General features: G+C 45.6%; 14 protein-coding genes. 6 read left to right on the top strand and 8 right to left on the bottom strand.

Features of this window, described 5'->3' with window-relative positions; all coding sequences use genetic code 11:
* Window positions 1–132 precede the first annotated feature (132 nt).
* A complete protein-coding gene (malQ, locus tag P5683_RS01725; RefSeq protein ID WP_046318902.1) occupies window positions 133–1,650 on the top strand; it encodes a 4-alpha-glucanotransferase in 1,518 nt (505 codons plus the stop codon).
* Between the two features lie 8 nt (window positions 1,651–1,658).
* Here the strand turns inward: malQ and P5683_RS01720 are convergent, their stop codons facing one another.
* Window positions 1,659–2,585 (bottom strand): RodZ domain-containing protein, encoded by a 927-nt coding sequence (locus P5683_RS01720; protein ID WP_006668980.1) that lies wholly within the window; start codon window positions 2,583–2,585, stop codon window positions 1,659–1,661.
* Window positions 2,586–2,597: 12 nt separating this feature from the next.
* Window positions 2,598–3,371 carry a pseudouridine synthase gene (locus tag P5683_RS01715; protein ID WP_006622711.1) on the bottom strand — a complete coding sequence of 258 codons (774 nt, stop codon included), beginning with the start codon at window positions 3,369–3,371 and terminating at the stop codon, window positions 2,598–2,600.
* 225 nt (window positions 3,372–3,596) lie between these two features.
* Between P5683_RS01715 and P5683_RS01710 the strand changes: the two genes are divergently transcribed.
* Entirely contained in the window at window positions 3,597–4,289 is a 693-nt protein-coding gene (locus P5683_RS01710) for a DUF2993 domain-containing protein (protein WP_006668979.1), read from the top strand.
* Here P5683_RS01710 and P5683_RS01705 read toward each other — a convergent pair.
* The 3 genes from P5683_RS01705 to P5683_RS01695 all read right to left on the bottom strand — a co-directional run bounded on the left by P5683_RS01705 (window position 4,286) and on the right by P5683_RS01695 (window position 7,423).
* The gene (locus tag P5683_RS01705) at window positions 4,286–5,176 is read right to left on the bottom strand and encodes a phosphatidate cytidylyltransferase (RefSeq protein ID WP_006622713.1); all 891 of its coding nucleotides are present in this window, start codon (window positions 5,174–5,176) and stop codon (window positions 4,286–4,288) included. The two genes, P5683_RS01710 and P5683_RS01705, sit on opposite strands and share 4 nt — an antisense overlap.
* A 94-nt stretch (window positions 5,177–5,270) precedes the next feature.
* Window positions 5,271–5,873 (bottom strand): precorrin-6Y C5,15-methyltransferase subunit CbiT, encoded by a 603-nt coding sequence (gene cbiT, locus P5683_RS01700; RefSeq protein ID WP_006668978.1) that lies wholly within the window; start codon window positions 5,871–5,873, stop codon window positions 5,271–5,273.
* Window positions 5,874–5,932: 59 nt separating this feature from the next.
* Window positions 5,933–7,423, bottom strand: a complete 1,491-nt coding sequence (locus P5683_RS01695) for an aminotransferase class I/II-fold pyridoxal phosphate-dependent enzyme (RefSeq protein WP_315638804.1) — start codon at window positions 7,421–7,423, stop codon at window positions 5,933–5,935.
* 114 nt (window positions 7,424–7,537) lie between these two features.
* Here P5683_RS01695 and ychF point away from each other — a divergent pair, with 114 nt between their 5' ends.
* Both ychF and P5683_RS01685 read left to right on the top strand, forming a co-directional pair.
* Window positions 7,538–8,629 carry a redox-regulated ATPase YchF gene (gene ychF / locus P5683_RS01690; RefSeq protein WP_006622716.1) on the top strand — a complete coding sequence of 364 codons (1,092 nt, stop codon included), beginning with the start codon at window positions 7,538–7,540 and terminating at the stop codon, window positions 8,627–8,629.
* A gap of 146 nt (window positions 8,630–8,775) precedes the next feature.
* Window positions 8,776–9,135: a phage holin family protein gene (locus P5683_RS01685; RefSeq protein WP_108615275.1), complete on the top strand. Its 360-nt coding sequence runs from the start codon at window positions 8,776–8,778 to the stop codon at window positions 9,133–9,135.
* A gap of 73 nt (window positions 9,136–9,208) precedes the next feature.
* Here P5683_RS01685 and P5683_RS01680 read toward each other — a convergent pair whose 3' ends face one another.
* Window positions 9,209–9,553: a hypothetical protein gene (locus tag P5683_RS01680; protein ID WP_006622718.1), complete on the bottom strand. Its 345-nt coding sequence runs from the start codon at window positions 9,551–9,553 to the stop codon at window positions 9,209–9,211.
* Window positions 9,554–9,648: 95 nt separating this feature from the next.
* Between P5683_RS01680 and P5683_RS01675 the strand changes: the two genes are divergently transcribed.
* Together P5683_RS01675 and ftsH are read left to right on the top strand one after the other, a co-directional pair.
* Window positions 9,649–11,178 (top strand): YifB family Mg chelatase-like AAA ATPase, encoded by a 1,530-nt coding sequence (locus P5683_RS01675; protein ID WP_046318873.1) that lies wholly within the window; start codon window positions 9,649–9,651, stop codon window positions 11,176–11,178.
* 34 nt (window positions 11,179–11,212) lie between these two features.
* Window positions 11,213–13,078, top strand: a complete 1,866-nt coding sequence (ftsH, locus tag P5683_RS01670; protein ID WP_006622720.1) for an ATP-dependent zinc metalloprotease FtsH — start codon at window positions 11,213–11,215, stop codon at window positions 13,076–13,078.
* A gap of 9 nt (window positions 13,079–13,087) precedes the next feature.
* Here ftsH and P5683_RS01665 read toward each other — a convergent pair whose 3' ends face one another.
* Window positions 13,088–14,593 carry an anion permease gene (locus P5683_RS01665; RefSeq protein ID WP_315638806.1) on the bottom strand — a complete coding sequence of 502 codons (1,506 nt, stop codon included), beginning with the start codon at window positions 14,591–14,593 and terminating at the stop codon, window positions 13,088–13,090.
* 77 nt (window positions 14,594–14,670) lie between these two features.
* Window positions 14,671–15,333: a DUF47 domain-containing protein gene (locus tag P5683_RS01660; RefSeq protein ID WP_008056024.1), complete on the bottom strand. Its 663-nt coding sequence runs from the start codon at window positions 15,331–15,333 to the stop codon at window positions 14,671–14,673.
* Window positions 15,334–15,687: the final 354 nt, after the last annotated feature.

The raw sequence follows: 15,687 nt of genomic DNA, 5'->3' as shown, positions 1-15,687 counted from the left end.
ATCCGTCCCTAGCAGGAGTAAAATGTAGGACAGGGGATGGTATTTTCCTGATGGCAGGTGGATCAAGAAGCTGTGCCGAGAGGACAAGCCACCCTGTCACCAGTGGAAACAATTATATCTTTTAGGTTTCTTATGTCATTTCAGCCCAGATCTAGCGGCATTTTATTACACCCTACCTCCCTACCAGGTCGATATGGCATCGGGGACATAGGGCCGAATGCTTATCAGTTTGTGGACTTTCTCAGAGACAGTCACCAACAACTGTGGCAAATCCTGCCCCTAGGTCCAACCGGGTTTGGAAATTCTCCTTACCTTTCCTATTCCGCCTTTGCGGGAAATCCTCTGTTAATCAGTCCTGATATGTTAGCCGAGACCGGACTACTGACAGCAAAAGATTTAGACAAAATCCCCACCCTACCCACAGATATGGTGGATTTTGACCGGGTAAGAGAACTGAAAACCCCTCTATTTCTTAAAGCCTTCCAGAATTTTCGGAAACAGGAACCATCAGACCTTCATCGCGAATTTGATGAATTTTGTGGCCAGAAAAGCTACTGGCTAGATGACTACGCCTTTTTTATGGCTCTCAAAGATGCCCAAGACGGGGCGAGTTGGCACACTTGGGATGATGAAATTTCCCGGCGCAAGCCAGAAGCGATGAAAAAATGGCAGGAAAAACTGAGCGAAGAAATCTTTTTCCATAAGTATCTGCAATTTACCTTCAATCGTCAGTGGGCAAATTTGAAGCGCTACGCCAATGAACAGGGAATCCAGATTTTTGGAGATTTGGCGATTTATGTAGCCCATGATAGTGCGGATGTGTGGTCTCATCCCGAAATTTTCTGTTTAGACGGAGAAACGGGAGAGGCGGCGTTAATGGCAGGAGTCCCACCCGATTATTTTAGCGAAAGTGGGCAACTGTGGGGTAATCCGGTTTATAACTGGGATCGCCTTAAACAAAATGGGTTTGATTGGTGGGTGCATCGTATTCAATCAATGTTGGATTATGTAGACCTTATTCGGATTGACCATTTCCGGGGTCTGGAGTCTTTTTGGGCAGTTCCCCAGGGGGAAACTACTGCCATGAATGGTGAGTGGGTAAATGCACCGGGAGAGGATCTATTCCACACCATTGAGGAAAAGTTAGGGCGACTGCCGATTATTGCTGAAGATTTGGGGATTATTACGCCAGAGGTGGAAGCCTTGCGGGATAAATTTGAGTTACCGGGTATGAAGGTGCTGCATTTTGCATTTGATTCAGGACGGGATAACCCCTATTTACCCTATAACTACACTTCCCCTAATTGGGTGGTGTATACGGGAACCCATGATAATGATACGACTGTGGGTTGGTTTAATAATCGATCGCTTAAACAACAGGCTCATGTAACTCGTTATTTAGGTTATCTAGGTGAGGTGCTAAATGATGGCATTCACTGGGATATGATTCGGCTGGCTTTGTCATCAGTGGCTAATCAGGCAATTTTCCCCCTACAAGATGTGTTGGGATTGGGAAGTGAGGCTAAAATGAATAAACCCAGTACCGCTGAGGGTAACTGGGCTTGGCGTTGTGAGCCTGGGTTGCTAACTGATGAAATTGGCGATCGCCTGAAGTTCTGGACAGATACCTATGGACGCGCGCCTAGATAAAAGGTGAACTAGGAACTGGGAATATCGGCGGTTTCATCGCTATTCCCAGCCTTAAATACCGCTTCTTGCACCATTCCCGGTTCTCCCAAGCGTCTGGCTTCGCCGTTGTTGACCTTCACCAATACGCCTCCGGCATTTCCGGCCACTACCACCACTTCAGTTTTAGCTGTCCAGGTTTTTTGAGTGCCACCGGGTAATATTCCCTGAAATTCGGTTTTTCCGTCTATTTCAATCAGTACCCAAGACTCATCCTTAACCACTATTCCCACTTCAACATCCTGAATAATAGGTTGTGGTGCGGGTGCGGGTGTCGGTGCGGGTGCGGGTGTCGGTGCTGATGATTCTGCTACCACTACGGTAGTGGAAGATTGAGACACTAACTGACTCTGTGGGGGGGATGGTGTTGTGGTTACCGGATTTGGCTGTGGCGTGACCACAGTATCCCCACTAGCTGATTCTGTCTGTGTAACTGCTAATTCACCGGATTGGGGAACCAGATAAGACAGCGCATTAACGGCACAAATAATCAGTAGAGTATAAGTTAGATACAGATGAGTTGGCCGTAATTGTGGCAGAGACAGCAATTTAAGCGATCGCGCCAGAGTCTTTTCCCCAGATTCCGGTAAAAAGAAATTGGCTAACTCCTCTCCATTCAGCCCCAAAGCATCCGCATATTGGCGAATCAGACCCTGAGTATAAATAGGTTCAGGTAGGTTATCTATTTCACCCTCTTCGATGGCTTGGAGTAAATGGGTGCGAATACGGGTATAAGCTGCCACCATACCCAAGGAGAAGGAATTTTTCATCCTGGCATCACGCAACTGTTGACCAATATCTGATAGGCGTTGTGCCTGGTCATGATCAACTCGATTTTGTGGTTGCTTGTGATTTTCGGATCTATTTTGAAAAATTGGGTGAGTAAGAGTTAATTTCATAAGCCATGATCCTCAAGAACAACTGCCAGATTTCCAGACACAGACTCGATTCTTTAGCAAATGCACTTCAGAGTTTTTCAGGGATCTATATTCACCTGAAGCTAATTCAGGTTTCCCAGTCGAGTTGAGATAAATAGGCCCAATTGCTGTCCGATGCAGTTGAACCACTGGATAACCGAGAGCCTCTGCTACTCGCCGAATCTGTCGGTTTCTCCCTTCTCGTAAAACCACTTCTAGCAAAGTCTGAGAGCGGCTCGGTTTCCCGATGGGCCTAACTTGAGCTGGTAATGTGTTTTTACCAGATAGTAGGATACCTTGTCTCCACTGTTCTAAAACAGATTCTGGAGGACAGCCTTGGACTAGAACTTGATAGGTTTTAGCTACATGATAACGGGGATGGGTTAAAAGAAATGTCAGTTCACCATCATTTGTGATGAGTAATGCACCGGTTGAGTCGCTGTCTAAGCGACCTACGGGGTGCAGTCCCTGTCCGACTCGCATTTGACGCGGCAGCAGGTCTAAAACCGCTTTTCGGCCTTGGGGTTCTGCACAGGTGCAAACTACGCCTAGGGGTTTATTTAGCAGTAGGTATAGGGGTTGGGGTTGACTGGAAGGGTGCAGTGCGCGTCCGTCAATTTCAATGCGATCGCATTTGGGATCTGCTTTCTGGCCTAAATAAGCGCGATCGCCATTTACTTTGACCCTTCCTGATAGTATCATCTCCTCGGCATGACGACGAGAGGCGACTCCCCAGTGAGATATGATTTTCTGTAGCCTTTCATTCATAGAGGTTGACGACAGGGCATCCCTTATGGATGTTGGATTACAACGGGGTGATTTGCTGGGTAGAAGGCACTGATTTTCCTTAACTATGGGAGTTATAGGAGTTTCCGTAGTAGTGGATCAATCTGTAGGTGAGACTGACGAGTTAGATTCTTGCATATATCTATGCTGCATATACCAATATTACAACAATTCTTGATTTTTTGATAACAAATTAACAGCGAGATTATGACGGGGACTAAAACTGAGGAAAAGAAACTGATCGCAACGGTTCTATCGGCGGCGCTACAGCTTTGGTTGCGATCGCAAGTGGAGGGGGTAGAATCTTTAAAAATCCACGTCGGAGGTGGTAACCGATCGCTACTAAGGGGATCTATTCCCACCGTGTCCGTCTCAGCCAAGGCTGTGATTTATCAGGGCTTGCATCTTTCCCAAGTGGCTTTGAGTAGTTCCGGTATCCGTATCAATTTACGTCAGGTTCTCCAGGGTAAGCCTTTACAGCTTCTGGAAGCGATCCCGGTTGATTGTGATTTGCAAATTCTCGCCTCGGATCTTAATGCTTCCGTGAGTTCGCCACTTCTAGCCAATGCCATTACCCAACTGCTACAGTCTCACTTACCACTGACTGAGGGAACCCTCGAACATCTGCAATTAAGGCTCAATAGCGATCGCCTGACCTTAAATGCTGATTTAATCACAGATTCCCATGGGGCGATCGCCCTTAGTTTAGATAGCCAATTACAGCGGATCAGTTCCACCCAACTGTTACTACACCAGCCCTATATCAAAGCCGATCCCCTCATTAGTGCCACTGTGCTAGAGTCAATTCCGATTGACTTAGGAACTGATGTAGATATTGAGGATCTGAGTATCAGTAAGGAACAGCTTACCCTACGGGGGAAAATTTGGGTCAATCCCTAGGTTTTGAATAAAGGTAGCACCAAGGTGACAAAGTAATAGACTAGGGGGGCGGTAAAAACATAGCTATCAGCGCGATCGAGAATGCCGCCGTGACCGGGGATGAGTTGACCGGAATCTTTGACTCCAGCATCGCGCTTCATCATTGATTCGGTCAGGTCTCCCAAAAGACTAGCTATGCCAATTATAATACCCAGGGCGAAACCTGTCCAGAGAAACTGCGGCCATTGCAGAAACCAAGCACCAGCGATCGCCACTCCAATGCTACCTAAAATCCCGAATATAGCGCCCTCTACGGTTTTTTTGGGGCTAATATCAGAAAGTCGGGTCCGCCCCAAAAATTTCCCAAAAATGTATGCGCCAATATCCGCCGCCCAAATGCAACCAAAAGCCAGCAGACTGGCGGTCAATCCTTCAGTGAGGGTATAGGATAAATCCCACGATGGCGGAAAGTATCTGAGTTGAGGTAGGTTAGTGGTGACATGGGTTAACAGGGGACTGGAACCATCTAGCCCCACCCGTAGCCTAATCCAATAACTGGGTAAGTATCCACCATAAAACAGACCCAAAATGGAGGCGGCAATATCAGCAATGCTAGAGATTCTGGGTTGAAATAGCAAGTAGAAGCAGATCAGGGTTCCGGCTAGAGCGAAGATAGCATCTACTAGGTTGGGGGCGATCGCCGCCGTAACTAATAGGGCTTGACTGACAACTAGGGTAGTTTTCCCGGCTGGTTCGATGCCTTTAGCCCGCACCAGTTGAAAGTATTCTAACTGACCTAGGTACACAATCACCCCAAAGCCGAGGGTAAAGTACCATCCCCCTAGGGTTAGCATGAGCAAGGCGAGGGCGATCGCCACAATTCCACTGATGACACGAGACCAAGACATGGTTGATTAACAAGTGAACTGAATAGCAAATTGGCAAAAGATGACAGAGAAGTTACCCTGACCGCCTAGGGTAGAATAAGGGGTAATTTCCGCATTAACTGATTTTCTCACCACTAAGGATAAACATAGGATCAATTGCTACTAAACTTTGCGATCGCCCTCGACTCTCCAGGCGGTTAATGGAAGATTGGACTACCTCCACATTCCGCACCTGTAATTGAGCAAACCCTTCCGAAATTAGGTACAAGGTCTCTAAATTTGACGCAGTGGCTACAAGACGGCCTTGGGGCTGTAAATATTGCCACACCGTAACTAGAATATCTTTGATGGCTTTTCCTCCCTCTAAACAGACGCGGTGGGGAAGGTTCTTGAGTCCATGCAAACAGTCGGGGGCGTTTCCTTCAATGACATCTACATTGGTGACACCGAAGCGATCGCAATTAGTGCGGATCAGATTAGCCACTTCCCCATCTCTTTCCACGGCAATAATTCTACCCTGGGGACATAATAAACCAGTTTCTACCGCAATGGTTCCAGTTCCCGCCCCAATATCCCACACTATACAATCTGGCTGTAGCCGTAGATAGGAAATCAACAGCAATCTTACCTCCCGTTTACTCATGGGAATTCCTGGTAAACGTTCAAATAGGTCATCGGGAATGCCTGGGGTAATATAAGGCCAAAGTGGGGAAGACATAAAATAATTGGTGACTTGTGCTGCTAGGGGACTTGAAATAGAAAGCCAGGGCGGGAGTTTCAATGATCAATTACCCGCAGGGTTGCTAAGGTATTATCGCTACATCCGGTAATTTCTCCCCCCAAGGCTTGTACCTGTTGCAAAAATGCGATCGCTTTTTTAGATATAGCTTCCCCCGGCCACAAAATTGGCACACCTGGGGGATAGGGACAAACACACTCAGCGCTAATTTTACCCGGACAGTCTGGAGTTGGTAGTGAGATGGTTTTGGCAAAAAAGGCATCTCGGACAGACATGGCGGAAACCTCAGCTATGGGGGTAGCAAAGGCTGATATAGTATCGATCATCTGCCAGTCCTGCTGGTTTAGTGTGGGGGAATTTTCTAGTTCTCCAGATACAGCCTGTTGGCTGAGAAATGCGAATCCCTTAATCATCTGATCGATATCGGCTTGGCTGTTGGCGGGACTGATGATCATCGTCAAGTGTTCGAGATCTGGTAACTCAGCAGTTACCCGAAACTGTTGATGCAGAATTGTGTCTGCTTCATAACCACTTAACCCGCAGTCGCTGACCTTAACCGTTAACCGGGTTGGGTCTAAAGCAACACACCCAGCAGTTACCGGGGGATGATAGACCCGTAAACCGGGTAAGTTTTCTAATTGAGTTTTTGCCCTCTGTGCTAATTCTAGCGCTTCTGTGAGCCTTTTTTGACCCTGATTGACCATTTGATGGCGGGCTGCATCCAGAGAAGCTAACAGCAGATAACTGGGGCTGGTGGTTTGTAGCATTTGTAGGGCGTTATCCAGACGGGTGAGGTTGATGCGATCGCCTTTAATCTGTACCATTGAGGCTTGATTCATTGCCCCTAGCACTTTATGGGTAGATTGTACCGTTAAATCAGCCCCGCATTGTAGGGCGCTTGGGGGTAGTTGCTGATGAAAGTGAAAATGTCCGCCATGGGCTTCGTCTACCAGTAGGGGGATGTTATAGTTATGAACTATGGTGGCTATGGCTGCTAAATTACCACAGATGCCGTGATAGGTGGGATATACTACCATCACGGCTTTGATGTCTGGGTGTTCATCTAGGGCTTGGGCGATCGCTTTTGGGGTCAGACTCAGCGGTAAATGCCAATCCTGGTCATATTCAGGATTAATAAAAATAGCCCGCGCCCCCGATATCACTAATCCTGAGATTACCGATTTATGAATGTTTCGCGGTAGGAGAATTTTGTCTTCTGGGTCACAGGTCGCTAAAATTGACGCGATAATCCCCACCGTTGAACCATTGACCAAAAATCTGCACAGGTCGCCCCCAAACGCTGCCGCTGCTAATTCCTGAGCCTGTTTAATCACTCCCTCCGGTGCGAATAGATTATCTAATTCTGGCAATTCTGGCAAGTCCGCCCTAAATACTTGCGACCCGAAAACCGCGGCCAAAGATTCGGGAATTCCCTGTCCCCGCCGATGTCCTGGGGTATAAAAAGCCGCACCCGGTGTTTCCGCCGCTTGTTTAAGGGCTGTTAATAGGGGAGTTTGATTTTGATCCATAATTGATCCACATCCACACAGGTCGCAGATTCCGGCTGATCTATTATTTAGATTTTGACTGTTTACTGGTATTATAACATATATCCAACCACTATAAAAATTTTATAGAACTGTATGCTTACCGCCGGAATTGTAGGATTACCTAATGTCGGAAAATCTACTCTTTTTAATGCCCTAGTTGCTAACGCTAAAGCCCAGGCTGCTAATTTTCCCTTTTGTACCATTGAACCTAATGTCGGGGTCGTCGCGGTTCCTGATCAACGTTTACAGGTATTAGCTAAAATTTCTAATTCCGAACAAATTGTCCCTACCAGAATTGAATTTGTTGATATCGCTGGACTCGTGCAAGGTGCTAGTCAAGGGGAGGGATTGGGTAATCAGTTTCTCTCCCATATTCGGGAGGTAGATGCGATCGTTCAGGTCGTCCGCTGCTTTGAAAATGATGATATTATTCATGTGTCCGGTTCCGTCGATCCGGTGCGGGATATTGAAATTATTAATCTGGAATTGGCTTATCGTGATTTGTCTCAGGTAGAACGTCGCATAGAACGCACCCGCAAACAAGCCCGCACTAGCAAAGAAGCCCAGTTAGAATTGGGTGCTTTAGAGAAAATTGCCGCCGTCTTAAACGAGGGAAAATCTGCCCGTTTGGTCGATTTATCCGAAGAAGAAGCCGAGGCGATTAAGGGCTTGGGTTTATTGACCAGAAAGCCGATTATTTATGCGGCTAATGTGTCCGAAGATGATTTGGCTACCGGTAACGAATGGGTGGAAAAAGTGAGAGCGATCGCTTCCCAAGAAAATGCCCAAGTTGTGATTATATCCGCTCAAGTAGAATCAGAACTTGTAGAACTTTCCGACTCCGAAAAGCAGGACTTTTTGGAATCACTGGGAGTGCAAGAAGGCGGTTTAAAATCCCTAATTGCGGCTACCTATAAACTCTTAGGACTGAGAACATTTTTGACCACCGGACCCAAAGAAACTCGCGCCTGGACTATCCACGAGGGAATGTCCGCACCCCAAGCCGCCGGAGTTATTCACTCTGATTTTGAAAGGGGTTTTATCCGCGCCGAAACCGTAGCTTATCAAGACTTAGTTACTCATGGGTCTATGAATGCGGCTAAGGATAAAGGCTTAGTCCGCAGTGAAGGTAAGGAATATATCGTCCAAGAGGGGGATGTCATGTTGTTCCGATTTAATGTTTAATAGAGTTGGCGGGAGATTTCTTTCAGGGGTGAGGTAGAATTACTCAACTCAAGGCTGGCGGGTCATGGCTGATTAATTAGTAACACATCTCATCAAGAAATCCTCCGACCATACAACTTAATACTGAGGTCTAAATGATGGGTCTAATGAATTTAATCATTGCTTGGTTGGTGACTGCGGTCAGCTTATTTTTAATTGCTAAACTCAGCAAATTTACCGGGGTAGAAATTGAAGACTTTAAAAAAGCCTTAACATCCTCCGCTGTTTTCGGGTTATTAAATCTGTTAGTCCGACCAATTTTAGGGCTGTTTGCTGTCCCTCTGACCGTGGTTTTTTCGAGTTTCATTATCACCTTATTGTTGAATATGGCGATTTTTGGACTAGCGGCTTGGCTAGTGAGAGGTTTCTATCTCCGTCGGGGTATTTGGAGTGCTTTAATTGGCGCTTTGGCTTTGAGTTTCATTAACTCGATTTTATACGAAGTTCTCGCGAATGTTGGGATTTAAAGAGAGAGGTCAACTGAAAAGTTAGTGGCTATATGGGAATGGCTTACTCCCTTATAGCCATTAATTAGGATGGTTAGTGAGGCGATTTCGGTTGAGTTTTGAGAATCGCACTTTTCAGGAGTTCTTTATTAATTGTTGTGGGTGTAGCCGCCGCAGAATTATCACCAGGACGCGCCGTAGCCGCTGGGAAATGGGAAGTTTCCGTAAAATTCCAATGATTGAGAATGTCCAATTGTGCATCAACAATGGGATCATATTTTTCGTACCAACTAGCGATCGCCGTTGATAAAGTTTCGATATCATCTGGTAAAGGTTCAATTAAAGTCAGCAGTTCTTGACATTTAGCATCAGTGAACAATTTAGGCTGAGTTGTCAGGAGTTTAATAAACGCTTCTAGGTTTTGCTTATAGAAAGACATAGCAGTTAGTTAAGATTTTCTGAAATTTAGGATAATACTTATCCTACTAATATACCATAAAAATAGCCATCCTACAAGTCATCAATAATTGTATTATGTTAGCGAGAGTTTGGAGTGCGTCCGTAGTTGGTATTGATGCGGTAAAAGTCGGAGTTGAGGTAGATCTTTCGGGAGGACTCCCCAAAATCATTGTTTTAGGTTTACCTGATACAGCGGTTCAGGAGTCGCGGGAAAGGGTGAAAGCCACCCTCAAAAATGCTGGTTATAGTTTCCCCATGGGAAATATAGTAATTAACCTAACTCCCGCCGATTTGCGGAAGGAAGGGCCTTGTTTTGACCTCCCGATAAGTATTGGTATTTTAGCAGCTTCCGAACAGATAAAAGCCGATTTATTGGGAGATTTTCTGTTTTTAGGGGAAGTATCCTTAGATGGAAGTTTGCGTCCGGTAGCGGGGGTATTACCTATCGCAGCCGAAGCGCAAAATATGGGAATTACTGGCTTAGTAGTTCCCGAAGACAACGCTAGGGAGGCGGCGGTAGTTCAGGGGGTTTCGGTGTATGGTTTTAAGTCGATTTTCGAGGTAGTAGATTTTCTGAATAATCCCGACAATCATCAGCCCATCAGGTTAGATAGTTCGCGGATTTTAGCTACCCCAAAATCCACTAATTTAGACCTAAAAGATGTTAAAGGACAATCCCACGCCCGCCGCGCCTTGGAAATTGCTGCCACCGGGGGTCATAACCTCATTTTTGTAGGTCCGCCAGGTAGTGGTAAAACCATGTTAGCGAGACGTTTACCAGGTATTTTACCGCCGTTAAACTTTGAAGAAGCCCTAGAAGTTACCCGCATTCATTCGGTAGCGGGACTGTTAAAAAATCGGGGAACTTTAGTGAGCGATCGCCCCTTTCGTAGCCCCCACCATTCCGCCTCTGGACCCTCTTTGGTAGGTGGTGGAAGTTATCCCAAACCGGGGGAGATTTCTTTAGCCCATCGCGGCATTTTGTTCCTCGATGAATTAACCGAATTTCGCCGGAATGTTTTGGAGTTTTTAAGACAACCCCTAGAGGATGGATTTGTCACCGTCACCCGCACCCGTTTATCAGTCGTTTTCCCCTCCCAATTCACGTTAATTGCGAGTACAAATCCCTGTCCTTGTGGATATTATGGCGACCCCATACAAGCCTGTACCTGTTCTCCTCGTCAACGGGAACAATATTGGGCAAAACTATCAGGTCCTCTGATGGATAGGATTGATTTGCAAGTAGCAGTTAACCGACTCAAGCCGGAAGAAATTACCCGCCATTCCAACGCGGAATCATCAGAAACTGTACTAGAAAGAGTCCAAAAAGGACGGGAAAGGGCTTATCATCGATTCCAAGATGAACCCCATTTACAGTGTAATGCAGAGATGCAGAGTCGCCAAATTCAGCGGTGGTGTCAACTAGACCAGGGGAGTTGTCAACTTCTCGAAGCAGCTATCCGCCGTCTAGGACTGTCGGCGCGGGGAAGCGATCGCGTTTTGAAAGTAGCCAGGACGATCGCCGACCTAGCGGGAGAGGACAACATCAAACCTAACCATATTGGCGAGGCTATTCAATATCGCACATTAGATAGAATGCAGTAGAATAGATAATAGATCTCCACTGTGGTATCAACCTATGAGTATTAAGAAAAAACCGAAAATTCCTAAATCCAGAAAAATCGCTAATTTACTCTTAATTCTAGCCGGGTTGATTTTAATTGGCAATTGGTTAGTGCCGCAAATTACTCGACCCAGAATTCCCAAAGTTCCCTATAGTTTGTTTATCCAACAAATTGAAAGGGGGGAGGTTAAAGCGGTGTTGCTGGGAGATAATGAAATTCGCTATCAACTGCGATCGGAAGGAGACGAACCCCCCCGAATTTTAGCGACTACTCCAGTTTTTGACCCGGAACTTCCCAGACGTTTACAAGCCCTAGGAATAGATTTTGGTGCGCCTCCACCTCCCCAAAATGCCTGGTTTAATGTCTTGTTAAATTGGGTGGTTCCGCCATTGATTTTAGTGGCGGCTTTTCAATTTTTTATGAAACGAGACCCCCAAGGTGCTTTATCAATTAGCAAAAGTAAAGCGAAGGTATATGTGGAGGGAGAGTCGGAAAAAATTACCTTTAATGATATTGCGGGAGTTGAGGAAGCAAAAGCTGAACTAGCGGAGGTGGTAGACTTCCTCAAAAATCCCCAAAGATTTATCGAAATTGGCGCGAGAATTCCCAAGGGTTTACTATTAGTAGGGCCGCCAGGGACAGGTAAAACTCTGATGGCGAAAGCAGTGGCTGGAGAGGCGGGAGTCCCGTTTTTTAGCATTTCGGCTTCGGAATTTGTGGAGTTATTTGTAGGGACTGGGGCGGCGCGAGTTAGGGATTTATTTGAACAGGCAAAAACGAAGGCACCTTGTATTATTTTTATTGACGAATTAGATGCGATCGGCAAATCCAGAAGCGGCGGGGGTGGCGGTTTTCAAAGTGGTAGCAGTGATGAAAGAGAACAAACCCTTAACCAATTATTGACGGAAATGGATGGGTTTGCAGCGGGGGCGGAAACGGTGATTGTGTTAGCTGCTACTAACCGCCCAGAGGCTTTAGATGTGGCTTTATTACGTCCGGGAAGGTTTGACCGTCAAGTGTTGGTTGATCGTCCTGACTTGGCAGGTAGAAAAGCGATTTTAGATATCTACGCGAAACGGGTTAAATTAGCCTCTGATGTGGATATGCAAGCGATCGCTACTCGTACTCCTGGTTTTGGGGGTGCAGACCTGGCGAATTTAGTTAATGAGGCGGCTTTGTTGGCGGCGAGAAGGCATCGGAAACTGGTCGGACAACAAGAGTTTTATGAAGCCATAGAAAGGGTGGTTGCTGGGCTGGAAAAACGCAGCCGGGTTTTGAGTGAGAAAGAAAAGAAAATTGTCGCTTATCACGAAGTCGGACACGCTATAGTTGGGGCGTTAATGCCGGGGGGTGGAAAGGTGGCTAAAATTTCGATTGTTCCCCGTGGTTTAAGTGCTTTAGGCTATACATTAAAAATGCCGACTGAGGATAGATTTTTAATGGATGAAACTGAATTTCGCGAACAAATTGCCACTTTATTAGGGGGGAGGGCTGCGGAAAAAATTGTTTTTGAACGGGTGACTAATGGGGCTTCTGATGACCTGCGCCGCGCTACTAATTTGGCGGAAAAAATGGTGACTACTTACGGTATGAGTCAAGTCCTAGGCCCTTTGGCTTATGAGGAAGGGGGAAAACCTAACTTTTTGGGAATGGGTGATGGTAATAGACGACGTTCTATTAGTGAAAAAACAGCGGAGGCTATTGATGCAGAAGTTCGGGAAATTGTGGAAAATGCTTATCAACAAGCCTTGGATATTCTGGAATTTAACCGAGATTTATTAGATACGATATCCCTGAAAGTTTTGGAAACTGAGGTTATCGAAGGGGAGGAATTACAAGGGCTTTTAGATGTTGTGAAAAATCCCGCCATTGACAGTTAGACGGTCAGCCTAGTTAACCATTCTCAGGGGTGCATGAAAGCGATCGCCTACATAATTAAGTTGTTGCTGTAGTTTGGTGTTATCATCTTTATAGCGGGTTATGGGCGGCTGAAATTGCCAGGACTCTGATTCTTGGGCGAGGGCTTCTGCTAACTGCCAACGGTGAAAAAATGTCCGCCCAGATAACCGCCCAATGGCACGAATTTGGTCGGAATTGAGATAGCTTGTATTCAGGTTTTTAATTTGGAAAGGGTCGATATATATTAGGTGAATTTGGGCGAGGGAAAGCAGTTGTTTTTCCTGTTCTTTATCTAGGGTCATGCGCGCCCTAACTTCATCTCGAAAATTGACCCCGCCGCTAATAGTGCGATCGCTGATATCTTGTAGGGGTTCGGTAGGTATTCCCACCTGTTCCAATTTGTTTAAAACTGTTTGGGATAGCTGATATTCCACACTTTGATAGACGGGTTGATTAAAGACATTTTGTAAAATAAATAGCATAACTAGACTGATAATGGCTGCTATAATAGGGGTGGAAACCCAGCCGGAAGCAATACCCAATAAAACACGCCAGCGAATTTGGCGGGCGCTTTTAATACCCTTCAAAAGTCCAATGCCAATAACCCCCCCAACGACGGCTTGAGAACTAGAAACGGGAATGAGGGGAATAGTCGGTAAGCCGGCATTAGCTAACAGGCTTTCTAACCCGGTGGAAGAAAATATATATAATACTAAAGAATGGGCGACAACGACGACAAACGCGGCGACGGGAGAGAGAGGCATTAAGCTATTACCAACGGTCATCATTACCCGTTTTGAGTAAGTGTAAACACCAATAGCGATCGCAATTCCCCCCATTAAGAACAGTTGTTGAACTGAGGAAATACTCACGGACCCAATATTAAAGTTAGTGAAGGGTGAAGAAGACACAAACACCCCCATAACATTACCAATATTATTAGCGCCGAGGGCTAATGAACCGAAAGCGCCTGCTAAAATTAACCCAGCGCGGGTATAAAGATCTAACCGCAGCAAATGCAGTCTCAGACGGTCGAGAATAGCTATGACCACCAAATAAAGCCCGGCGGCGAAAATAGCGCCCAAGATGGGGCAAGCAACCCAGGTTCCGAGAATTTTTATGAGGGTATCGGTATCTGTTATGGAACCACTAAATTGATTCCAGCCAATAATAGCACCGACAACGGCTTGGGTGGTGGAAACAGGTAAACCAATTTTGGTCATCCAGAAGACGGTTAAAGCAGCAGCAAAAGCAGCAGTAAAAGCACCAGCAATGGTATTAACAGCGCCTAATTCTCCGAGTCCAGCAGCGGCACCAGCCCCCCCCACTACTGCGCCGATAATTACGAATATACTACAGATAAAGGCTGCTGTACTAAACTTTACCATGCGACTACCAACGGCAGTCCCGAAGACATTGGCGGCATCATTTGCGCCCAAAGACCAGCCTAGAAATAAGCCACTGGATAGAAAAATTAAAATTGCGATCGCGTCCATGTTTACCTGATTTATGACTGGCTTACCAGAGAAAATTTAACTAAATTTTCCCGCAAATAGGAGATAATTAAGCAGTTTTAGAGGACTCGCTTAATCGCATAAATTGATAACTCATCCCCAGCATCTTCAGCAGCATCAGCGAGACGGTCAATCAAATCAACTCCGTCGCGTAACTGCATTTTACGTTCCAAAGGCAGTTGAGAATTAAAGATATTTGTTTTGAGTCTAATAGCAATGCGATCGCTTTCTGTTTCATAGACTCGGACGCGATAAAGATGATCGCGAACCGCATCAGGATGACGGAAAAAAGCCCGCGCCGCAATGACAACAGTTTCCACACTTTTAACCACCATTCCCGTCAATTCTTTAAAGTCTTGATCATAGTCTTCTGGAATATCTGGATGTTCAATAATAATGCTTTGATAACTGTCGCCAAACAAATCAATTAAATAGTATAAATCCTCCAACAAACTTAAAACATCACCCCGGGAGTCAGGAATCAACATTTCCGTATATAGTTGGGATTCAATCGCCCGCCTAAGTTCATTGCATCGCCTCTTTAAATCCCGCAATTGCTGCATTTTATTCTCACAGCTTGCCGTCACATATTGAGAATCTAAATAAGCGGAAATTCCCATCTCAAAATATAGACATCCTTCAGATATCTTATCCAGAAACTCATCTATTTGACCTTCGATAAATTTAGTTTTACCAAACAAAGGCGGAATGTCTTTTTTCATAATATTTCTACCCATAAAACGCCAAGATTAACCGCCCCCAATAATCTCACTACAGGCGGGCGATACCAATTTCAACTTTCACCAGTAACAATCCCTGATTTTATCATTAATTGACCAGAGATAAAGAAACCCGGTTTTTGTGAGATTTTATTTATATTCACCAAGTTGAGTCGCTTGGGTGGAGTCACCAAACCTAACACCACTATCTGTGAGTTAATGTTGGGTTTCACCCAACCTACAAAATAGATTCGTGTTGGGTTTCGCCCAACCCAACAAATAAATTCGTGTTGGGTTTCACCCAACCTACCTTCTGGGTTTCACCCAACCCAACAAATAAATTCGTGTTGGGTTTCA

The sequence above is a fragment of the Limnospira sp. PMC 1279.21 genome (assembly GCF_032349615.1).
Taxonomy (GTDB): domain Bacteria; phylum Cyanobacteriota; class Cyanobacteriia; order Cyanobacteriales; family Microcoleaceae; genus Limnospira; species Limnospira fusiformis.
Note: the sequence above shows the minus strand (reverse complement) of the source record. Positions and strands in the feature narration are given on the sequence as shown.